The organism is Flavobacterium indicum GPTSA100-9 = DSM 17447 (assembly GCF_000455605.1).
GTDB classification, from domain to species: Bacteria; Bacteroidota; Bacteroidia; order Flavobacteriales; family Flavobacteriaceae; genus Flavobacterium; species Flavobacterium indicum.
Genome location: NC_017025.1, coordinates 2215267 through 2235933 on the forward strand (window position 1 = coordinate 2215267; position 20667 = coordinate 2235933).

Consider the following 20667-nt stretch of genomic DNA (forward strand, 5'->3'; position numbering starts at 1 on the left):
CGAGTCTAACCATTAAAAAAATAATAAAATGCATATTTAAAATCATCATCAATCATGAAAATCAAATTAACATTATTTTCGTTTTTCTTATTCATTTCCAGCTTAATAGCTCAGGATAAAAACGGAAATATTACAGGAAAAATCGTAGACAGTCAATCGAAAGAAGGCATTGGTTTTTCAACCGTTTTAGTTAAAGACAATGGTAAAATTGTTGCGTCGGTTGCAACAAAAGAAGACGGAAGTTTTACTTTTTCAAACTTAATTAATAAAGTACTACTACTTGAAGTAAACTTTATTGGTTACAAAAAATACAGTCAAGAAATTGATTTAAGCAATACAAACTCTAGTAATGTAGGAACCATTTCAATAGACAGAGACTCAAAAGAAATTGAAGGCGTAACCGTTGTTAAAGAGCGTTCAACTATTGAACAAAAAGCAGACAGAAAAGTCGTAAATGTAGGTAAAGATTTAATTGCTTCTGGAACAACTGCTTCCGAAATTTTTAATAACATTCCAACAGTAAGTATTGATCCTCAAACAAAGGAGTTAAGTTTAAGAGGCAACTCAAATGTACGTGTATTAATTGATGGAAAGCCTACAAACATAGATGCTACCCAATTATTACAGCAAATCCCTTCCGCTTCTATTAAACAAGTTGAGTTAATCACCAATCCATCTGCAAAATATAATCCAGAAGGAAATAGTGGAATTATCAATATCATTTTACATAAGAATACGAAAGGTGGATTTAATGGTAGTATAACTTCGGGAGTGACATTTGGCGTTACACCTAAAACCAATCAGTCCTTAAATTTAAATTATAAAGTTGGAAAAGTAAATTTTTACACCAATTATGGTTTCAACCACGGGAAAAACAGAAATTTTGGATTTGTAGACAGTGAACGAGTGGGCTATGAAAATTTTCAAGATTTTAGATTTTCTAATATTAACACCTCACATTTACTAAAAGTTGGTGCCGACTATTATATTAACGACAACAATACTTTGTCTTTTTTTACCAATTGGAATTTCTTTGATGGAAAAGGAAAATCAAGAACAATTTCTGATTATTTAACGTTATCAGATGCTATTCAGGACAATTGGAACAACAGTGGAAATACAACTCAAACTTATGATTTAGCTTTTAAACATAATTTTCAGAAAAAAGGTGAAACAATTGATTTCCAAATTAATCATTCAAAAACCAACAACGAAGATTTATCCAACTTCTTAAATAATGGTAATTATAGCTTGAATGATATTAATGGAAAATCTACTTATTCGCAATTCAATATTGATTACGTAAATCCGATTTCAGAATCGGTTAAGTTAGAATTAGGTTATGAAACACGTTTGCAAGCTGGTAAAAACACGTTTAATGATTTTCAACCGAGTGAAACCACAGTAAATAAATTTGATTTTAACAGAAACATTCATGCCTTGTATGCCAATTACAGTAAATCGTTTGGAAAATTTAGTGCTCAAGTGGGTGCAAGAGCAGAAGTATACAACTTATATGCACATCCAAGAAAAGAATCAACCGACACCAGTTTAAATTCTGATGTTTCTATTACAGACGAAATTTTCACCGTATATCCATCAGCTTATTTATCCTATAAACCAAACGACAATAACACATTCAATGTAAATTATACGAGAAGAGTTGATAGACCAAGTAACGGCCAAATTAACCCTATAAGAGAATGGAGAACGGTAAATATGGAGTCAAGAGGTAATCCTGCATTAAATCCTCAATTTACCAACTCGTTCGAATTAAATTATACAAGAATTACCAAAATTGGTTCTATAACATCTGCTGTATTTTATAGATTTATTCAGGATGAAATTTCAAGAGTTACATTTACAGATCCTAACGATACTAATTTTTACATCATGTCTTTTGCAAACTTCAAAGACAACCAATCTATGGGAGCTGAAATTAATGCTAATTTAAAACTAACCAAATGGTGGTCAACCAATGCCAGTGCCGATATTTATTTCAAAACCGTAAGAGGTACTGTTTCTAATTTAGATACGGGTTTAATGGAAAATGCAGAAGTAGATGTTACAACATTTAATACTCGATTAAACAATACATTCACTGCAACTAAGAATTTGAAATTTAATTTATTTGGAATGTATCGTGGTAGAGACTTGAGCTTACAATTTGCTAGAAAAGCCATGTACAAAATGGATTTAGGAGCCAATTATTCTGTTTTACAAGGAAAAGGAACTATTTCAGCTCGTTTAAACGATGTTTTCAACATGATGCACTTTGCTTTTGAAGGAAATATTCCTTACCGCAGTGCTGGAGAATTCCATTGGGAGAGTAGAACATTCTATTTAGGTTTTAACTACAATTTTGGTGGTGGTAAAAACCGAGAATTACAAAGAAAACAAAGAGATAAACAAGAAACACAAGGTGGTGGCGGAATGTTTTAATTCTTTATAAAAAAAAGCGTTCAGATTTTACTGAACGCTTTTTTTATTGTCTTTTATAAAACACGTAATCTGTAACTAATGGATTCAACTTTAAACTTTTCAATTCAGAATTAATTTGGGCGCGATGATATGAAGAATGATTCACAATATGAAACAAAATTTCATTTAAGACATTTGAAAAAGCTTCACTTGTTGATGTAATGTAATCCACTCGTTCATCCAAATTTTTCTCTTCTAAAATTTTCTTAGTACGTTGAAAATTATCTTGATCAATTTTGGCTAAACTAGCATAATCATGTAATTGCCAAACACTGAATTGCGTTGCTTCTTTCAAGATTCTGGTTGTCCAAATTTCATGCGCATTCAAAATATGAGAAATCAAAATCTTAATTTTTTCATTTAATTCTGATTCATTTTGAACAAGATAAGCAATCATTTCTTGATTCTTATCAAATGTATATTGAAATTTATCTAGAAAGAAATCGTTCATCTTTACCAACGAATAATTACACTTCCCCAAGTAAATCCAGAACCAAAAGCAGCTAAAACCACCAAATCTCCTTCTTTAATTTTGCCTTGTTCCCATGCTTCTGTTAAGGCAATTGGAATAGATGCAGCTGTAGTATTCCCGTATTTTTGAATATTGTTATATACTTGATCATCGTTCAATTTAAATTTTTGTTGGATAAATTGAGAAATTCTCAAATTCGCTTGATGTGGAATCAACATATTAATATCTGAAACTTGCAAATTATTAGTTTGCAAACCTTCCATTATTACTTCACTAAAACGAACAACAGCATTTTTAAACACAAATTGTCCGTTCATGTAAGGATAATAACTTTCATCATTTGGATCATTATCTTTTATAATGTCAGTTACCCAACGTTTACCCATTCCAGGTGCCACTAACGACAATTCCTCCGCATACTGACCTTCAGAATGCAAATGAGTAGACAAGATTCCTTTTGTTGCGTCTTCTGTTCTAGAAAGCACAGCAGCTCCTGCACCATCACCAAAAATAACAGATACTCCTCTACCTCTTGTGGTCATATCCAAACCTCTAGAATGTACTTCAGAACCAATAACTAAAACATTCTTATACATTCCTGTTTTAATAAATTGGTCTGCAACAGAAATTCCATATACAAATCCAGAACATTGGTTACGAATATCTAGAGCGCCAACTGTTTTTAAACCTAAATCTCTTTGAACTAACACCCCTGGACCAGGAAAATAATAATCTGGACTCAACGTGGCGAAAACTACAAAATCAATATCATCAGTAGTTAAACCCGAACGTTCAATAGCTATTTTAGCCGCCTTTACGCCCATTGAAGTTGTTGTATCTTCTAGTGAATTTACGTGTCTTCTTTCTTTAATTCCGGTACGTTCTTGAATCCACTCATCATTAGTGTCCATTAATTTAGACAAATCATCATTAGTTACTATATTTTCAGGAACATAATAACCTAAACCTGTTATTTTTGAATGATACATAAAAGTATTGTTTATTTTAAGAATGCAAATTTACGGTTTTTTATGATTTCTATTAATTTGCAATTAATTTTTGCTCAAAAAACAAAAAAGCCCGAATAAATTCGAGCTAATTTTTATAATTTTCAATTTTACTATTCTTCAACTACTTCAGCATCTGGTGCATTTTTTTTCACCGATTCAATTCCATTATCTCTAGCAGCAACCGACTCATACAATTCACTAGTTCCTATAACTTGTCCGTTTGTAGCTTTTAAATTAAAATATGGTTTCCCGTTTTTAGATTCCAATTTTTCAAAACGAGCATCTTCTTGTGCATTTTTCTTAACAGATTCTACACCGTTTAAACAAGCCGCTTTAGTTGTATATACTTCACTTGTTAAAATAACTTGGCCATTACCTGCTTTTAAGTCAAATTTAATTCCAGTTGGTGTTTGTCTAACTACAAATTTTCCCATTTGATTTAATATTTAAAATTAGTTTTATAAAGTTAGCCTTTTTTTTCAAAACTTTCTAAAAATCACATAATTTTCTTTGATTTTTTTACTAACCTATTCTAATGCTCTTGATCAAATTACATGCAACACCTTAAATTATATTGATGAAATAGAAAACACAGCATCAGTACCATTTAGCATTATACTTTTATTCAGTTATAACTAAAAAAATAATATTTTGAATTTATTTGGGAAACAGAATACTTTCTAGAAAAGTAGTTACTAAACCAATTTAATAAAGTCTTTGTTTAATTTAAAAGTTTTTTCAATGTTAAATAAACTTTTTGGTTCATCATTAACTCTTCAGATTCAAAATAAATAATTCCTTCGTCAAACTCAGCTTCAACTAAATAATAACTTCCTTTGTAATAACAATTCAATACTTTCACAAGTAAAGGAGAATTTTCAACAACCTGAAGTTGGTTAGGGTAAATTATATATTTTTCTTTATTTAATCCTAAATATTTACCTGCAATTTCATTAACATCACCAAATAAAGAAGCAGTATAAAAGTTCTTAGGCACATTGTAAATTTCAAACGAAGTACCTTTTTCTAAAATTTTGCCGTCTTTTAAAACAATCACTTCATCTGAAAAAGACAATACATCATTACTATCATGGGTTGCAATTATAGTTGTAATTTTTTTTTCTTTTAAATATTTAAATATTTTTCTACGAAGCGAATTTTTTCTAAAATTATCAATATGACTAAACGGTTCATCTAACAACAACACTTCTGGTTCTTGAGCCAAAACTCTTGCAATTGCTACACGTTGCATTTGCCCTCCACTTAACAACTTGGCCTTTACATTTTTATATTCGGTCATTTCTACTAAAGCCAACAATTCATCTATACGTTGTTGTTTCTCATCTGGAAAAAAATTAGAGAGAAATTTTCCAACATTTTCACCAACAGTAATGAAAGGCATCAAATCGAAATCTTGCGCTAAGTATTTCATGTAGGGCATTCCTGGTACTAAATGAAATTTAGGCCCTAATATTTTACTTTTTTTCCAGTACAATTCCCCTTCATCACAGTCAAATAATCCATATATTATTTTTAATAGAGTACTTTTTCCGCATCCACTTTCTCCAATTAATGCCAAATTAGTACCTTCATCTATTGAAAAATCAATAAACTCTAGGTTTTTCTTATTTAAATATGAAAATTCATTAATTTTTATCTTAAGCATTTGAAATTTATATTTTTTTTATATCTTGCGTCACCCAAAAATAGTAAATAACTTAACAATGGTGAAAAAAATATTATCTTTAGTTTTTTTAGGTGCTTCTATTTATGCTAATGCTCAGTCATTTGGAATTGAAGCAAATTATGGTTTAAATGGTTCTTACGACCCAAGTTACACTGGTGCAACTCATTTTGGAGCAGGTATAACTTATGATTTCAATGAAACATTTGGAGCTAAAATTGATTTTGGTTCAGATAAATTTGAAATTGAAAATGAAGCAAGAGCTGCGATGTTGGGTGTATCTAGTTTAAAAACCGGAACTCAAAACACACGTATTACATTACAGGGAGTTGTAAATTTGAGTAACTTAGCTGACGATAGAGCTTTTTACAACAAATTTAATATCTTAGCACATGCTGGAGGTGGTTTGTCAATTTTAAAATCAGACATAAAAGACTATCCAAATACTGATCATTTATTCAATGTTGTTTTAGGTATTACACCTAGATATCAAGTTGCAGAGAATTTCTTTGTTACTTTAGATGCCTCAACTTTATTCAATATATCACAACATTATTCTTTCAATGGAGAGTTAGCTTATACTCAAGCGCCAAATTCATTTACTGGATTAATGTACAATGTATCTTTAGGAGTTGCATACAAATTTGGATCTCGATAATAAAAAATAGTACATATATAAAACAAAAAAGAGGGAAGTTCCCTCTTTTTTTATTCACTTTATTTTATTTACCTGCTTCTTTTTTGGCATCATCTATCATTTTCTGATTTGCGATAATAGCAAATTCAACTCTTCTATTCTCGCTTCTTCCTGCATCTGTATCGTTTGAAGCAATTGGTTCTAATTCGCCCATTCCCACAATTTGAAAACGAGAACTCAACAACCCTTTACTCGCTAAATACGTTTTTACGGCATTGGCTCTTTGTTCTGATAAATTCATATTGTATTCATCCGAACCTACACTATCAGTATAACCATAAATTTTTATATCGGTATCTGCATATTCTTTAAACACAGGTACTAATTTATCTAAATTTGCCTTTGCACCTGAAGTTAATGAAGCTTTATTGAATTCAAATTTTACTGCATTTTCACCTAACGTTAATTTTATTCCTTCTCCTACTCGTTCCACTTTAGCACCAGGTAATTGATCTTGAATTTGGCGTGCTTGTTTATCCATTTTATTTCCAATTAATCCACCAGCAACTCCACCAACAACTCCACCAATAACAGCACCTAATGCACCATTACCTCCTTTACCAATATTATTTCCTAAAACACCTCCAATTACAGCTCCAGAAACTGCTCCTATGGCTGCACCCCTTTGTGTTTTATTTGTATTTTTAACCGCTTCACAACTAGAAAACAAAACTGTTGACGCTAATAATACTGTTCCGAATGTTATCTTATTTACTTGCATACTTTATTTTTTAAATTCTTGAAAATTGATACACAACTTCAGTTGGCTTATTACCAACATTTATTGTATCTATTAATTGAAAACTATTTTCTGAAATATTAGCTACTTTAAGAACGTAACCACTTGTAGTGTGTTTTGCTTTAACTCCTTCTGTTAAAAATTTTAAAACTACATTACCTTCTTTATTAATAAACCAAGTAATATGACTTCCATAAACAGTACATTTTGAATTATTTAAAGCCATTTCACCAGTATTGTTATTAGAAACAAATTTCCACTGACTTCCAATAAAACATTGAGCTTCTGCAATATTAAAAGACGTGACTTTTATATAATCCGAACCTGGATAAGAGACATTAGTTATTAACCAATTTCCTTTTAATGCAACTTCAGATTTCATATCTAATTTAGTCGCTGGATTAGATTTGCATCCCAATAAAAAAACAGAGAACACAAATAGTAAAATAATTTTCCTCATTTTAAAATACATTTAATTTTATACAAATTTACCAATTATTCAGAAATTTAAGTTTATATAATTACAAAAAATAATTACAGAATTGTAAATACCCGACAATTTGTCATCATAAACAGTTTGGTATTTATTTTGACAACTAAATGGAAACAATAATTTAATAAAATTTAAATATATGACAACAGGAAAAATTAACGTTTCGGTAGAGAACATCTTTCCCTTAATTAAAAAGTTCTTGTATAGTGATCACGAAATATTTTTACGTGAATTAATTTCAAATGCAACTGACGCAACTTTAAAATTAAAACATTTAACTTCAATTGGTGAAGCTAAAGTTGACTATGGTAATCCTAAAATTGAAGTAAAAATTGATAAAGAAGGAAAAAAAATCCATATTATCGACCAAGGTTTGGGTATGACTGCGGATGAAGTAGAAAAATACATTAACCAAATTGCTTTTTCTGGGGCTGAAGAATTTTTAGAAAAATACAAAGATTCAGCGAAAGACTCTGGAGTAATTGGTCATTTTGGTTTAGGTTTTTATTCTGCTTTCATGGTGGCCGAAAAAGTAGAAATTATAACCAAATCGTTCAAAGACGAACCTGCTGCTCACTGGACATGTGATGGTAGCCCTGAATTTACTTTAGAACCTCATACTAAAACTGATAGAGGAACAGAAATTATTTTGCATGTAGCGGAAGATTCTTTAGAATTTTTAGAAGAATATAAAATACGTGAGTTATTAACTAAGTACAATAAATTCATGCCTGTTCCTATTAAATTTGGAACAAAACAAGAAGCATTACCAAAACCAGAAAATGCTGGCGATGATTATAAAACTGAATATATTGAGGTAGACAACATTATCAACAATCCAAATCCGGCTTGGACAAAACAACCAAGTGATTTAACGGATGAAGATTATAAAAATTTCTACCGTGAATTGTATCCTATGCAATTTGACGAACCCTTGTTCAATATTCATTTAAATGTTGATTATCCGTTTAATTTAACTGGAATATTATATTTTCCTAAATTAACGGCTGATTTACAAATTCAAAAAGATAAAATTCAATTATATCAAAATCAAGTTTTTGTAACTGATAATGTAGAAGGAATTGTTCCTGAATTTTTAATGATGTTAAAAGGAGTGGTAGATTCTCCTGATATCCCATTAAATGTATCGCGTTCGTATCTTCAAGCCGATGGAAATGTTAAGAAAATTTCAAATTACATTACTCGTAAAGTTTCTGACAAATTAAAAGCTTTATTTAATGAAAATAGAGCTGATTTTGAATCAAAATGGAACGATATAAAAGTAGTACTAGAATATGGAATGCTTTCAGAACCTAAGTTCTATGAAAAGGCAGGTGATTTTGCTTTATACCCTACTACTGATGACAAATATTATACATTAGCAGAATTAAAAGAAGCTATTGCACCTAATCAAACAGATAAGAATGGTAAAGTGGTGGTGCTGTATGCCTCAAACAAAGAAACACAACACGGTTATATTGAAATAGCTAAAGAAAAAGGATATCAAGTAGTTGTTTTAGACTCTCCGATTGTTTCGCATTTGATTCAGAAATTAGAAGCTGATAATGAGAATGTAACCTTTGCTCGCGTTGACGCCGATCATATTGATAAGTTAATTCAAAAAGATGAAGACACCATTTCAAAATTATCTGATGATGAAAAAGAAAAATTAAAGTCTGCTATTGAAACAGTTGTACCCAAAGAAAACTATACCATTCAAATGGAAGCTCTTGACAGTACCTCAGCTCCTTTTATCATCACACAACCTGAATTTATGCGTCGTATGAAAGAAATGAGTCAGACAGGCGGTGGCGGTATGTTTGGCATGGGCAACTTCCCAGATATGTTTAATTTAGTAGTGAATACCAATTCTGATTTAGCTACAACTATAGTAAATAGCGATTCAGACACTCAAAAATCATTAGTAAAACAAGCCTTAGACATTGCTAAATTATCTCAAGGTTTATTAAAAGGGGAAGAATTAACTGCTTTTGTAAAAAGAAGTTTTGAAACTCTAAAATAAATTTTTGAAAACCACTTAAATTAAATCCTGATTAGTACTTACTAGTCAGGATTTTATTATTTTTGAAAAAAAATAAAAATGAAAAAGCTACAATTCTCAATTTTCTTACTATTAATTTCATTAGTTGGTTCTGCTCAAAAAGGTGAACAAAAACAACGATTAGAAGTTTTCATTGATGGAAAAACATATTTCACAAATGAAAATGACACGTTACTCGTTAATAATAAACCTATAACAATAAAAATTGCAAAAACTCAAATTTTTTCAACAGATAAAATTTCATTTGAATATCAAAACCATTTTTCATTAGAAACTGAAAAAGATTTTGGAGTAAATACCTATACACTTGATGGAGACGATGTAGTACTAACTTATTTCGATTTTATTACTTCTATTGAAACCCAAGATTTAGCTGAGGAAATGATAAAAGAATTTGGGAAAAAAAATTGTAAACTTTTACCAGCCAATATAACCTTAAATTCAAAAACTTACGAAGGAAATAAAGTTGCAGTTAATATTTTAAACAGTAAACTAACCATAGAAATTTATAAGATTTCAAATAAAAAAAATCAAACCCAAATATTAGCAATTCAAGACAGTAAAAATGATGATGGATCTGATTCAAGTGAGTATCAAAAAGCTATAGCTATTCTAAACAAAACCTTAGACGTAAAATAATATCTCATAAACCGCTACTTTTACTTCAAAAATCAAGACGAATGGCGCGCATGGCTTCACCAAAACCACGCAACACATTCAAGTGTTGAACTTGTTTTTTACAAAATATCCAGTTCAATTGAAAGCATGAGATGGGAAGAAGCGGTAAAAGTCGCCTTATGTTATGGTTGGATCGATTCAACAGTTCGAAAAATGGATGAGGACAGTAGAAAGCAGACTTTTTCACCTAGAAAAGCCAAAAGTGTATGGAGCAAAGTCAATAAAAATTATATTGAAGAATTACTAGCACAAAATTTAATGCATGAAAGTGGACTGCTAACTATCTCCATTTCAAAACAAAATGGTTCTTGGGAAAGTTTGGACGCTGTTGAAAAATTAGAAATACCAACAGATTTATCAAATGCATTTCAACTAAGCGAAGTAGCATTAGAAAATTATAATAATTTTAGCAAAACCTATAAAAAATCATATCTATATTGGTTAAACCAAGCTAAAAGAGAAGAAACACGTATAAAAAGAATAGAAGAAATTATATTGTTGTGTGAAAAAAATATAAAATCAAGATAACATATGATAAACTTTCTTAAAAAAGCAACAGTAGCCTTAGGTGGAATTGATACTTCTCCAAAAAATCATAAAGATAATTTTGTAGAAACACTTATGAATCAAATCCCAGGTGAAAAAATTGCAGAAATTGAAAATGGTGGTGTTTGGGTGGAATTCATAGAATTAGGGGACTATGAATTTATGGATGTTCATTTGGTAGGCTTTGAAAAATATAAAACGTTTGAAGGAGCCGAACTTGTATTTAAATCGGGTTCCATAGAATTAGGAAAACTTCAATCGGATACTAAAGAAATTGAATCGCATCACTCCAATATTTCAAACCGATATTTAACCACCGTTAATATTGAAATTACAAACTTGAATTTAGACTATCTTTTTGATAGAGCAGCAGAAACTGTAGGATTTACTTGTAAAAACAAAACTGAAATTTTCCACATCATTCAATAAAAAAAGCTACTAAATTTTTAGTAGCTTCTCGTAACAAATCAAAAATTAAATTATTTTCTTTTAACTTTAACAGCTGTTAATCCTTTAGAAGTACTTTCTACTTCAAAAACAACTTTATCGTCTTCGCTAATTCTATCAATTAATCCTGTAATGTGAACAAAAATATCTTGTCCTCCATTTTCTTGTGTAATGAATCCAAAACCTTTTGACTCATTAAAAAATTTTACTGTACCTTCTTGCATTATTTATTTATTAAAATTATTTATTCTTTGTTATTTGTGTTGCCTTAAATCCTTTAAGACTTGATTCTTTTTTAAAACTTACTTTATCATTCTTTTTGAATGGAAATGAATTTACATCGTAATTAAAAAAAAGAGAATCACGCGTTTTATCTTCCGTGATAAATCCATATCCTTTTTCGTGCAAAAAATTAATCATTCCACTATAAATTTCAGAAGTTTCATTTGAGTTTGTAGTTCTACTTATTAAATCCTCTTCTAACTGAAGATGTGGAGGAACAGAGGTAAAGTTTCCGTTTTTATCAACATAAATAATCATGTCTTCCAAACTCTTACCTTTATTATTATGCACTTTTCGGTCTTCTCTTCTAAGTGCCTTATCTTGTTTTTTCTTCGCTTTTTTCTTATTACCTTCTTTTTTAGAAAAAGAATCTGCCATATATAGTCTGTTTAAAATTAGATTTCATAAATAATTATTGTAAAACAAAATCTAACTTTAAAATGAATAGACCTACTTATTTTAAAAATAAGTGTAATACTTTGGTGGCTGAAAAAGCGAAAACTGATAGAGGAGAAATTTGACTTTAAACTACGTCAGAAAATGCAAAGGCAGTAACCTATAATTATTGCACAAAGATACAACATATATTTTAGCAAACTAATTTATTTTCAATTATTTATAAAATAACATTACTTTTTTAAAATGTTGTATAACAAAAATTTAGTAAATTTAAATTAAAAACATGAGTCTTTCTTTAGAAACACCTGCCTTATTATTTTCGGCTACATCACTTATTTTATTAGCTTATACTAATCGCTTTTTAACTATAGCACAAATAATTCGAAGCCTAAAAAAACATTATGACGATAATCACAACAAAAGCATACTAATTGAAATTAAAAATTTAAATCTTAGATTATCTTTAATACGATACATGCAATTATTTGGCGTATTATGTTTGTTTCTATCGGTATTTGCAATGTTATTATTGTATTTAAATCAAAAAACAATTGGGATTTATTTATTTGGTTTAAGTTTATTATGCCTACTAATTTCCTTAGCTATTTCATTTTGGGAAATTAGCATTTCAGTACATGCACTCCGTGTTCATTTAAAAGACATTGAAGAAAACGAAAAAATGTAACGCATTTTAAACCTTTTAACTTTTTATAAGTCAAATAACAAACTTTAAAAATCAAAACTATGAAAAACCTAAAAATGTATATTACTGCATTCGTTTTGTCTACTTTATTTTCTTGCAATAGAAATGAGGATAATATTGATCGAAACGCGGACAGTGAATTAGTAACCGCAAATGCAATAGCAGATTATTCAAGTGAAATTGACTTTAATTACAGTATTGATTTAGCTAATTCTTACTCGAGTTATTCTAATAAATTAAGTTCAAATGAAACAATGGCTTCCTGTGCAACAATTTCTGTAAACAATTCAAATCCGGGAGTATTTCCTAAAGTATTTACCGTTGATTTTGGAATAGGATGTACATTAAATGGAGTAACAAGATCTGGCGTATTAACAATTACATTAAGTGATTACCTTTTAAACAATGGTAGTGTATTAACTATTGAAAGAAGTAATTATTATGTAAATAACAACAAAATTGAAGGTACTGTTGTTTACACCAACCAAACAACAAATGCTACTATTCCTAAATGGTCAAGAACAATTACTAATGGTAAAATAACATTTGCCAATGGTGCCATTTTTACACACAACGGAACTCGAACTGTACAACAAATTGAAGGAGTTGGAACAGCAATATTAGCTGATAATGTTTATGAAATTTTATCGGGCACTCACACTGTAAACAGACCTAATGGAACTTCATTAACTGCTACAGTAATAACTCCATTAATTAAAAAATTTGCTTGTAATTATATCTCTCAAGGCTCTTTAAACTTACAAGGAACTTATTTAAATGGCATCTTAGATTACGGAAACAATACATGTGACAATCAAGCCACTTATACGCATTCGAACGGACAAACCTATACCATTTCGCTTTAGTTTCTATTTAAATTCACCTAAAACTTTACAATTATGAGAAAAATAATTTTATCGTTGTTTACTGTTTTTTCATTAAATTTCTTGCTTGCACAAGAAGAAAATACTACTGAAAATATAGGAGATAATTTTAGTCTTGAAGGTGCATTAGCTATGTTTAAGTCTGCAAATACACTTGAAGAATTTGAAAAAGCCATAAACGAAGAAAATAATTCTATTAATAATCTAGACCTAAACGACGACGGCTCTATCGACTACATTATGGTTGATGACATCAAAGAAGGTGATACGCATGTTCTTGTTTTAAGTACCTATTTAAATGAAAAAGAAAAACAAGACATCGCAACTATTGGAATTGAAAAAACAGGAAATGAAAGTGCGCAACTACAAATTATAGGTGATGAAGATTTATATGGAAAAGATGTTTTTGTTGAGCCAGTTGATCTAGTTGAAGCTGTAAAAGAAGGTAAAGGTCCCTCAATTCCTGAATTTGAAACTAAGCCAATGCTCGTTAATGTATGGCTATGGCCTTGTGTACGATTTATCTATGCTCCAACGTATATCGTTTGGCGTTCGCCCTATCGATGGGGATATTATCCAAGAGGATGGAAACCCTGGAAACCAATTAAAGTAATTGTTTTTAAAACAAGATGTGCAACTCATCGTACATTTTATCATAGAACTCCAAACCATAGAATTGTCCTTGCCAGAAAAATTTACACACCAAGAAGAAACCATGGTACTATAGTGGTAAAAAATAGAAGAGGAACTACTGTAGTGCACAAAAATAGAAGAGGAAAAACCACTGTTATAAAAACAAGAACTAGAGGTCGTAGATAAATTTGTTTGGTTAATAATTTATTTTGAACTCGAAAGCCCAGATTTTCTGGGCTTTTTCTATTATTCAATTATCCATAATAAGACGGGCTTTTGCGTTGCTTTTAATTTTCCATCTAATTTTTCCATAAATGCATTTGAAACAGCCGAACATCCCCAACTCAGCGGTGAATATAAAGGGTAAATCTCTTTATCTGAAACTTTGGACCAAGAATGTAAAACAACTACTCTTTCTTCAGCAGTTTTGTTTGTGTTTTCTAATCCGTGAAGCCAATATTTCACGTTAATTCCCCATGAACTAACGTCTCTATTGCCTATTTTAAATTTTCCTTTCATCGAACAATGACTGTCAACTCTTGAATCAAATTTTGTTTTATGGTATTTTTCTAAATTATCTTCAAACACATCACAAGCTCCATGAGTAACTAAGTTTTGCATTAGAATTTTATTTTGGGCAAAATCGTACACAAAAAATCTATTTTTCCCAGAATGAACACTAAGATCAATTAAAAAATAATAGTCTTGTGACATGTCATTCTGATTGCAAAATTGCTTTGCTTCTTTATGGAATTTGGAATAGTCTTTGGAACTAATTTCAGTATACTGATTATTAAAAATCAATAATAATACAATTAAAGGTAAAAATAATGTTGGCATAGGTTATTGTTTACTATTAATAACTCCATTTTCCCTTTTTTATTTAAACCTTTTGTGTTAAAAAAAGTCTAAATTTTAAAGCATTAAATTATACATTTATGAATAAGACTAACTTATGGTCCCAACGACTCGGATTTTCTAATGCACAAGCAGATAAGATACAACAGTTAGGAATTGAAAATTTCTTGATTAACTCGTTTAATGCTACTTACTCGAAGGAAATCCCAAGTTGCTTGAAGGACGACCCAAAAACATTAGCTGAATTAAGAGATTATAGAAACAAAATCAGAAATACTTCTTCTGAAGAAGCAAAAAAAATTGTTAAGCAACAAATCAAAAACAGTAACGAGTTAAAAAGATGGTGGCTGACATTAATTGAAAATTCTTCGATGCCTTTACGCGAAAAAATGGTGCTTTTTTGGCACAATCATTTTGTTGCTACTTCTCAAAAAGTCAAAGTGAATTGGTGGATTTACCAACACAATCAAATTTTAAGAGAACATGCTTTTGGCAATTTTAAAGAGTTGACTAAAAAAATCTTAAAAACGAATGCTATGGTTCGTTATTTGGACAATGTTGATAACAAAAAAGATGAAATAAATGAAAATTTAAGTCGGGAATTACTCGAGCTTTTTACAATTGGTATTGGGAACTATTCAGAAGATGACATAAAAAATGGTGCCTTAGCTTTAGCCGGACTCGGACTTGGCGAAAACGAAGCACAGTACCGAAAGTTCTTTGAATACAATGGACCCATCACCTATTTTGGTAAAAAAGGCAATTGGAAAGCAGATGACTTAGTAGACCTCATATTTGAACAAAAAAACACGCCTTATTTACTTACTCGTAAAATTTTAAAATGGTTTGTCTACGACAATCCAAGTGAAGAAAAAGTTATTTATTATGGTGACTATTTCAGAAAAGAAAATTATGAAATAAAACCGCTTTTACTCAAAATATGTAAAGAAGAGTTTGACATAAAAAACGAAGGAAATAAAATTAAAAATCCTTTAGAATACATTGTAACTATTCAACAGGAATTAAATATAAAAATTGACCCAATAGTGACTGCCTTTTTTTTAAAACAACAAGGCATGGATTTATTTAACCAACCCAATGTAAAAGGTTGGGAAGGAGGAAAAAATTGGTTGACCTCTCAAATTTATTTACAGAGAAATAATGTTTCTGATTTAGTATGTAATGGAAAATCAATCAATAGAAAACTATTCAACAAAGAGAACCTCGAGGCGGAAGAAAAAGAGGTGTTTTTAGAAAATATAAATCCAAAAATTAAATTCAAAAAAACCAACAATAAAGAAATTATAAAAGAATTATGTGACCGGTTGCTATTTCAAACTGATGAAGATTTACAGAAAGACATGGAATCCATTTTAAAATATGATTTTGATCCAACAACAGAAAACGCGCATCAAGCCGTAGTACGTTTATTCAATTTTATTACAAAAACACCAGAATTTCAAATACTATAATTTTTAGGTTATGAACAGACGAAATTTTTTATCGCTAACAGGCACTTTCACCGGTGGTATGTTAATTTTACCAGAATTTCTACATGCATTTGGAAACCAAAAAACAATAGAATGGCACCAAAATTCATGTGTAGTATTCATTCAACTAAACGGAGGCAATGATGGATTAAATACATTTATTCCTTTTGAAAATCCATTGTATTACAGTTTAAGACCCAATATTAACCTCGCAAAAGATTCGATTATTGGTAAAACTAAAGGCATGGGGTTTCATCCTGCGTTGCATTCTTTTGCACAAATACAACAAAACGGACACCTTTCTATAATCCAAAATGTAGGTTATCCAGAACCCAATCGTTCCCATTTTAGAAGTCAGGAAATATGGCAAACGGCGTCCGCTTCTAATCAGTATTTAAACGAAGGATGGCTGGGAAGGTATTTAGATGTGCAATGCAAAGAGCATGTTCCTACTGCTGGGATAAACATTGATAACATTGACAACTTAGCTTTAAAAGGAATCGAACCTAATTTTATAACCGTTAAAGATCCGAACCGTTTTAAAAAGAAAAGCGAAAACGAAACTTCAATGCTTTCGAATAACCCACAACTCGATTTTGTTCGGAAAATTGCAAATTCTGTTTCAGAAGGCTCTGATGAGATTCAAAAAGCATTAAGTCAATCCAAAACCGAAATTACTTATCCTAAAACTCAACTAGGAAAAAATTTAGAATGGATCGCTCGCTTAATCAAAGGAAATTTAAATTCGAAAGTGTATTATACTTCTCAAAACGGATATGATACACACGATAATCAATTGGCAATTCACAACACTAAATTAACCGAATTAAATGATGCCATTTTCAGTTTCTATTCAGAAGTAAAACAAGCTAATTTACTGCAACAAGTAACGCTCGTTATTTTTTCAGAATTTGGAAGACGTGTGAAAGATAATGGAAATGGAACCGATCATGGAACTGCAGCTCCCCTATTCATTATTGGAGGAAATAATAAAAATTCCATTCTTGGCCAAAATCCTAATTTAGAAAACCTGGATGAAGGAGATTTAAAATATGAAATTGATTTTAGAAGTGTTTATGCTACCATTCTTAAAAACAAACTAGACTTTAATCCAATGGATATTGGTCTTAAAAACGCTCCTTTATCCAATCTATTTTAGAAAAATAATTTACTTAAATCAACAAAATCAAACATTTTTTCTATCTTTGCCGGCTTTTTAAAATTGAAAATATGTTAAAGAACAGTGTAATTAAAGGGGTGTTTTTAGTTGGTTTAGGTGCCACAAGTTATGGAATGTTAGCTACTTTTGTAAAATTAGCTTACAAAGATGGATTTACCACTGCTGAAGTAACAACTTCTCAATTTATCTATGGAATATTAGGCGTTTTAATAATTAATATTTTTCAAAAAATAAATACGAAAACAGTTTCGGTTAAAGCTACACCAAAGAACATTATGCAATTAATGTTAGCTGGAACTTCATTAGGAATGACAAGTGTATTTTATTATTTATGTGTAAAATATATTAATGTATCTATAGCCATTGTATTACTAATGCAAACCGTTTGGATGGGCGTTTTATTAGAATGGTTTTTAGACAAAAAAGCACCTTCTATTCAAAAAATATTTTCTGTTGGAATTGTATTAATTGGAACAGTGTTAGCAACCAACATTTTAAAAAGTGAGATGAAACTTGATTGGCGAGGTATTTTCTGGGGATTATTAGCTGCTGCTTCATTCACCACTACTATGTTTACTGCCAATAAAATAGCATTAGGCGTGTCATCTGCTCAAAGAAGTTTGTATATGCTATTAGGTGGTGCAATTATTGTGTTCGGGTTTTCTGTTTACACACAAGTTACCCCTTTTAATCTAGAAATTTTTAAAGAATATGGCATATTTTTGGCCTTATTTGGAACAATTATTCCTCCACTATTAATGAATGCTGGTTTTCCTCACACGGGATTAGGTTTAGGCAGTATTGTATCATCCTTAGAATTACCCGTATCTGTACTAATGGCATTCATTATTCTTCATGAAAAAGTTGTTTTACTACAATGGACTGGTATTTTGTTGATTATTTTAGCTATAGTTATCATGAATATTCAGTTTAAAGGTTCAAATAAATAACCTTTTTATGTTAATAAGTTCATAATCATAAACTTATACTTTTCTTAGTTTTTTTCTTAACTTAGTTTAATAACCAATTACTTGTATGTAATTAAAATCTATTAAACTATGAGAAAACTATTTGCAGAATTTTTCGGAACCTTTTGGTTGGTATTTGGAGGTTGTGGAGCAGCTGTATTTGCAGCTGGAGTCCCAGACATCGGAATTGGATTAGTGGGTGTTTCACTTGCTTTTGGATTAACTGTTCTTACTATGGCTTATGCTGTTGGACATATTTCTGGTGGCCATTTTAATCCAGCCGTAACTTTAGGATTATGGGCCAGCGGAAGATTTCATCAAAAAGAAATTTTACCTTATATCCTTTCGCAAGTTTTAGGCGCCACTGCTGCAGCTACCGTGTTGTATATAATTTTAAATGGAGGTAATGCTTTTTCAAGTGAAGGTGCAGGAGCTTTTGCCACAAATTTTTATGAATCGCCCGTATATAATGGAAAAAGTTTCAGTATGCTTACCGCCTTTTGTACCGAATTTGTTCTCACTCTTTTTTTCTTATTGGTTATTTTAGGCGCAACAGACAAAGTAGCCAACGGAAAATTTGCAGGAATTGCCATCGGATTAGCTTTAACTTTAATTCATTTAATTAGTATTCCTATCACAAACACATCTGTAAATCCAGCAAGATCAACTTCACAAGCACTCTTTGTACAAGGAGAAGCTTTAAGCCAATTATGGTTATTCTGGGTTGCACCGATTACAGGAGCGATAGTGGGTGGAATCCTTTATAAAAATTTGCTTCAAAACAATAAATAAATTAGAAGATTAAGTTTAAATTAGCGGTGTACATACATCGCTTTTTTTATGTTAGATCTATTTAATTCAGAACCGATAGTATTAAACCTTCCCGATGCAGAATTTATATATTATCCCAACTTTTTTTCAAAAGAAGTGGCAGACACGCTGTTCCAAAAATTGCTAAATGAAACGCCATGGCAACAAGACGACCTAACCATTTTTGGCAATAAAATTGCACAGCCCAGATTAACTGCACTTTTTGGAAATGAAGGCAAACCGTATGGATATTCCGGAATTATAATGCAACCTCATCCTTGGAATACAACATTAACGTTTATTAAAGAAAGTATTGAAAATCATACACAATTAACCTTTTCAACGGTTTTATTAAATCTATATAGAAACGAAAAAGACAGTAACGGATGGCATGCTGATAATGAAAAAGAATTAGGTAGAGATCCCATTATTGCTTCACTAAGTTTAGGTGAAGAACGAATTTTCCAACTAAAAAATAACTCAAATGCAACAATTAAACAAAACCTACTATTAGAACATGGCAGCTTATTTTTAATGAAAAAAGGATCCCAAATTCACTACAAGCATCAATTACCCAAAGCTAGCCAACCAAAAAAGCAAAGAATAAATTTAACATTTAGAACCATTCTTTAATTATTTATCAATAATTTTTCATTATTATTGCTTTTTTATTAATTTTTTACAAAAAAAGCAAAAAGTATTTTTTCAATTTATTTTTTTATTAATATTGGCATATCATTTGATTTTATAAATTTAAATAACATTAATTGTACTTTTCGACTAATGAAAAAAAGTAAAAGAGTAGAACTTAACAACGAAGATATTGAAAGAGTTGTTAGTATGGCTCAAGAGGAAAGAAAGCCTTTTGAAGTAATAAAAGAAGAATTTGGAATTTCAGAAAATGAGGTCACTGAAATTATGCGCAAAAGACTTTCTAAAGACAATTTCGAACTTTGGAAAAAGAAAATTGCTGCAGGAAAGCCGAAACCGAAACCACAAAAATTTAACGATTTTGAAGACGATGATTTAGACAGCAAATATTACATTAAAAATAAATTTGACTAAAAAATAATCCCGAAAATATTCGGGATTATTTTTTTGTAACAAAATCAACAAACAAACTACATATAACCAAATAGATAATCAATCAT

The 20667-nt window shown here is 30.3% G+C and carries 24 protein-coding genes; 15 read left to right on the forward strand and 9 right to left on the reverse strand.

What is annotated here, in order from left to right; all coding sequences use genetic code 11:
* The first annotated feature begins 54 nt into the window (after positions 1-54).
* The gene (locus KQS_RS10280) at positions 55-2442 is read left to right on the forward strand and encodes an outer membrane beta-barrel family protein (RefSeq protein WP_014389125.1); all 2388 of its coding nucleotides are present in this window, start codon (positions 55-57) and stop codon (positions 2440-2442) included.
* A 43-nt stretch (positions 2443-2485) separates the two neighbouring features.
* On the opposite strand, the gene KQS_RS10285 is transcribed toward KQS_RS10280, so the two are convergent.
* From KQS_RS10285 to KQS_RS10300, 4 genes are all read right to left on the reverse strand, one after another.
* Positions 2486-2932 carry a DinB family protein gene (locus tag KQS_RS10285; protein ID WP_014389126.1) on the reverse strand — a complete coding sequence of 149 codons (447 nt, stop codon included), beginning with the start codon at positions 2930-2932 and terminating at the stop codon, positions 2486-2488.
* A 2-nt stretch (positions 2933-2934) separates the two neighbouring features.
* Complete coding sequence (locus tag KQS_RS10290; RefSeq protein ID WP_014389127.1) at positions 2935-3942, reverse strand: 3-oxoacyl-ACP synthase III family protein; 1008 nt, start codon at positions 3940-3942, stop codon at positions 2935-2937.
* A 131-nt stretch (positions 3943-4073) separates the two neighbouring features.
* Positions 4074-4397, reverse strand: a complete 324-nt coding sequence (locus tag KQS_RS10295; RefSeq protein WP_014389128.1) for a YegP family protein — start codon at positions 4395-4397, stop codon at positions 4074-4076.
* A gap of 287 nt (positions 4398-4684) precedes the next feature.
* Positions 4685-5629, reverse strand: coding sequence for an ABC transporter ATP-binding protein (locus KQS_RS10300; protein WP_014389129.1), 945 nt, complete (start codon positions 5627-5629; stop codon positions 4685-4687).
* Positions 5630-5687: 58 nt separating this feature from the next.
* Here KQS_RS10300 and KQS_RS10305 point away from each other — a divergent pair, with 58 nt between their 5' ends.
* Complete coding sequence (locus KQS_RS10305) at positions 5688-6305, forward strand: outer membrane beta-barrel protein (protein WP_014389130.1); 618 nt, start codon at positions 5688-5690, stop codon at positions 6303-6305.
* 64 nt (positions 6306-6369) lie between these two features.
* Here KQS_RS10305 and KQS_RS10310 read toward each other — a convergent pair whose 3' ends face one another.
* Positions 6370-7065 (reverse strand): OmpA family protein, encoded by a 696-nt coding sequence (locus KQS_RS10310; protein WP_014389131.1) that lies wholly within the window; start codon positions 7063-7065, stop codon positions 6370-6372.
* Positions 7066-7075: 10 nt separating this feature from the next.
* Positions 7076-7543, reverse strand: coding sequence for a lipocalin family protein (locus KQS_RS10315; RefSeq protein ID WP_041252082.1), 468 nt, complete (start codon positions 7541-7543; stop codon positions 7076-7078).
* A 172-nt stretch (positions 7544-7715) separates the two neighbouring features.
* On the opposite strand from KQS_RS10315, the gene htpG reads away from it, so the two are divergent.
* From htpG to KQS_RS10335, 4 genes are all read left to right on the forward strand, one after another.
* A complete protein-coding gene (gene htpG, locus KQS_RS10320) occupies positions 7716-9599 on the forward strand; it encodes a molecular chaperone HtpG (protein WP_014389133.1) in 1884 nt (627 codons plus the stop codon).
* A 78-nt stretch (positions 9600-9677) separates the two neighbouring features.
* Positions 9678-10277 (forward strand): hypothetical protein, encoded by a 600-nt coding sequence (locus KQS_RS10325; RefSeq protein WP_014389134.1) that lies wholly within the window; start codon positions 9678-9680, stop codon positions 10275-10277.
* A 126-nt stretch (positions 10278-10403) separates the two neighbouring features.
* Entirely contained in the window at positions 10404-10844 is a 441-nt protein-coding gene (locus KQS_RS10330) for a YdeI/OmpD-associated family protein (RefSeq protein WP_316929934.1), read from the forward strand.
* 3 nt (positions 10845-10847) lie between these two features.
* Complete coding sequence (locus KQS_RS10335) at positions 10848-11291, forward strand: hypothetical protein (protein ID WP_014389135.1); 444 nt, start codon at positions 10848-10850, stop codon at positions 11289-11291.
* A 50-nt stretch (positions 11292-11341) separates the two neighbouring features.
* Here the strand turns inward: KQS_RS10335 and KQS_RS10340 are convergent, their stop codons facing one another.
* Positions 11342-11533 (reverse strand): cold-shock protein, encoded by a 192-nt coding sequence (locus KQS_RS10340; protein WP_014389136.1) that lies wholly within the window; start codon positions 11531-11533, stop codon positions 11342-11344.
* A 16-nt stretch (positions 11534-11549) separates the two neighbouring features.
* Positions 11550-11969, reverse strand: a complete 420-nt coding sequence (locus KQS_RS10345) for a cold-shock protein (protein ID WP_014389137.1) — start codon at positions 11967-11969, stop codon at positions 11550-11552.
* 304 nt (positions 11970-12273) lie between these two features.
* On the opposite strand from KQS_RS10345, the gene KQS_RS10350 reads away from it, so the two are divergent.
* From KQS_RS10350 to KQS_RS10360, 3 genes are read left to right on the forward strand one after another with little or no spacing between them, the layout of a single operon-like run.
* Entirely contained in the window at positions 12274-12675 is a 402-nt protein-coding gene (locus KQS_RS10350) for a DUF2721 domain-containing protein (protein ID WP_014389138.1), read from the forward strand.
* A 59-nt stretch (positions 12676-12734) separates the two neighbouring features.
* Positions 12735-13559 (forward strand): hypothetical protein, encoded by an 825-nt coding sequence (locus KQS_RS10355; RefSeq protein ID WP_014389139.1) that lies wholly within the window; start codon positions 12735-12737, stop codon positions 13557-13559.
* A gap of 33 nt (positions 13560-13592) precedes the next feature.
* Positions 13593-14396: a hypothetical protein gene (locus KQS_RS10360; RefSeq protein ID WP_014389140.1), complete on the forward strand. Its 804-nt coding sequence runs from the start codon at positions 13593-13595 to the stop codon at positions 14394-14396.
* A gap of 60 nt (positions 14397-14456) precedes the next feature.
* Here the strand turns inward: KQS_RS10360 and KQS_RS10365 are convergent, their stop codons facing one another.
* Positions 14457-15050 (reverse strand): murein L,D-transpeptidase catalytic domain family protein, encoded by a 594-nt coding sequence (locus KQS_RS10365; protein ID WP_014389141.1) that lies wholly within the window; start codon positions 15048-15050, stop codon positions 14457-14459.
* A 98-nt stretch (positions 15051-15148) separates the two neighbouring features.
* Between KQS_RS10365 and KQS_RS10370 the strand changes: the two genes are divergently transcribed.
* From KQS_RS10370 to KQS_RS10395, 6 genes are all read left to right on the forward strand, one after another.
* Positions 15149-16540, forward strand: a complete 1392-nt coding sequence (locus KQS_RS10370; protein ID WP_014389142.1) for a DUF1800 domain-containing protein — start codon at positions 15149-15151, stop codon at positions 16538-16540.
* 10 nt (positions 16541-16550) lie between these two features.
* Positions 16551-17717 carry a DUF1501 domain-containing protein gene (locus KQS_RS10375; RefSeq protein WP_014389143.1) on the forward strand — a complete coding sequence of 389 codons (1167 nt, stop codon included), beginning with the start codon at positions 16551-16553 and terminating at the stop codon, positions 17715-17717.
* 71 nt (positions 17718-17788) lie between these two features.
* The gene (locus KQS_RS10380) at positions 17789-18688 is read left to right on the forward strand and encodes an EamA family transporter (RefSeq protein WP_014389144.1); all 900 of its coding nucleotides are present in this window, start codon (positions 17789-17791) and stop codon (positions 18686-18688) included.
* Positions 18689-18796: 108 nt separating this feature from the next.
* Positions 18797-19498, forward strand: a complete 702-nt coding sequence (gene aqpZ / locus KQS_RS10385; RefSeq protein WP_014389145.1) for an aquaporin Z — start codon at positions 18797-18799, stop codon at positions 19496-19498.
* A gap of 48 nt (positions 19499-19546) precedes the next feature.
* Positions 19547-20149 carry an alpha-ketoglutarate-dependent dioxygenase AlkB family protein gene (locus tag KQS_RS10390; protein WP_014389146.1) on the forward strand — a complete coding sequence of 201 codons (603 nt, stop codon included), beginning with the start codon at positions 19547-19549 and terminating at the stop codon, positions 20147-20149.
* Positions 20150-20299: 150 nt separating this feature from the next.
* The gene (locus KQS_RS10395) at positions 20300-20581 is read left to right on the forward strand and encodes a TIGR03643 family protein (protein WP_014389147.1); all 282 of its coding nucleotides are present in this window, start codon (positions 20300-20302) and stop codon (positions 20579-20581) included.
* The last annotated feature ends 86 nt before the right edge of the window (positions 20582-20667 follow it).

Bases quoted from the DNA above. Each gene is read 5' to 3' on its own strand.
- KQS_RS10350 (WP_014389138.1), top strand. From the start codon at position 12,274: ATGAGTCTTTCTTTAGAAACACCTGCCTTATTATTTTCGGCTACATCA.
- KQS_RS10380 (WP_014389144.1), top strand. From the start codon at position 17,789: ATGTTAAAGAACAGTGTAATTAAAGGGGTGTTTTTAGTTGGTTTAGGT.
- KQS_RS10340 (WP_014389136.1), bottom strand. From the start codon at position 11,533: ATGCAAGAAGGTACAGTAAAATTTTTTAATGAGTCAAAAGGTTTTGGA.
- KQS_RS10365 (WP_014389141.1), bottom strand. From the start codon at position 15,050: ATGCCAACATTATTTTTACCTTTAATTGTATTATTATTGATTTTTAAT.
- KQS_RS10390 (WP_014389146.1), top strand. From the start codon at position 19,547: ATGTTAGATCTATTTAATTCAGAACCGATAGTATTAAACCTTCCCGAT.
- KQS_RS10290 (WP_014389127.1), bottom strand. From the start codon at position 3,942: ATGTATCATTCAAAAATAACAGGTTTAGGTTATTATGTTCCTGAAAAT.
- KQS_RS10360 (WP_014389140.1), top strand. From the start codon at position 13,593: ATGAGAAAAATAATTTTATCGTTGTTTACTGTTTTTTCATTAAATTTC.
- aqpZ (WP_014389145.1), top strand. From the start codon at position 18,797: ATGAGAAAACTATTTGCAGAATTTTTCGGAACCTTTTGGTTGGTATTT.
- KQS_RS10280 (WP_014389125.1), top strand. From the start codon at position 55: ATGAAAATCAAATTAACATTATTTTCGTTTTTCTTATTCATTTCCAGC.
- KQS_RS10300 (WP_014389129.1), bottom strand. From the start codon at position 5,629: ATGCTTAAGATAAAAATTAATGAATTTTCATATTTAAATAAGAAAAAC.
- KQS_RS10355 (WP_014389139.1), top strand. From the start codon at position 12,735: ATGAAAAACCTAAAAATGTATATTACTGCATTCGTTTTGTCTACTTTA.
- KQS_RS10370 (WP_014389142.1), top strand. From the start codon at position 15,149: ATGAATAAGACTAACTTATGGTCCCAACGACTCGGATTTTCTAATGCA.
- htpG (WP_014389133.1), top strand. From the start codon at position 7,716: ATGACAACAGGAAAAATTAACGTTTCGGTAGAGAACATCTTTCCCTTA.
- KQS_RS10395 (WP_014389147.1), top strand. From the start codon at position 20,300: ATGAAAAAAAGTAAAAGAGTAGAACTTAACAACGAAGATATTGAAAGA.
- KQS_RS10375 (WP_014389143.1), top strand. From the start codon at position 16,551: ATGAACAGACGAAATTTTTTATCGCTAACAGGCACTTTCACCGGTGGT.
- KQS_RS10285 (WP_014389126.1), bottom strand. From the start codon at position 2,932: ATGAACGATTTCTTTCTAGATAAATTTCAATATACATTTGATAAGAAT.
- KQS_RS10315 (WP_041252082.1), bottom strand. From the start codon at position 7,543: ATGAGGAAAATTATTTTACTATTTGTGTTCTCTGTTTTTTTATTGGGA.
- KQS_RS10310 (WP_014389131.1), bottom strand. From the start codon at position 7,065: ATGCAAGTAAATAAGATAACATTCGGAACAGTATTATTAGCGTCAACA.
- KQS_RS10345 (WP_014389137.1), bottom strand. From the start codon at position 11,969: ATGGCAGATTCTTTTTCTAAAAAAGAAGGTAATAAGAAAAAAGCGAAG.
- KQS_RS10305 (WP_014389130.1), top strand. From the start codon at position 5,688: ATGGTGAAAAAAATATTATCTTTAGTTTTTTTAGGTGCTTCTATTTAT.
- KQS_RS10330 (WP_316929934.1), top strand. From the start codon at position 10,404: ATGAGATGGGAAGAAGCGGTAAAAGTCGCCTTATGTTATGGTTGGATC.
- KQS_RS10295 (WP_014389128.1), bottom strand. From the start codon at position 4,397: ATGGGAAAATTTGTAGTTAGACAAACACCAACTGGAATTAAATTTGAC.
- KQS_RS10335 (WP_014389135.1), top strand. From the start codon at position 10,848: ATGATAAACTTTCTTAAAAAAGCAACAGTAGCCTTAGGTGGAATTGAT.
- KQS_RS10325 (WP_014389134.1), top strand. From the start codon at position 9,678: ATGAAAAAGCTACAATTCTCAATTTTCTTACTATTAATTTCATTAGTT.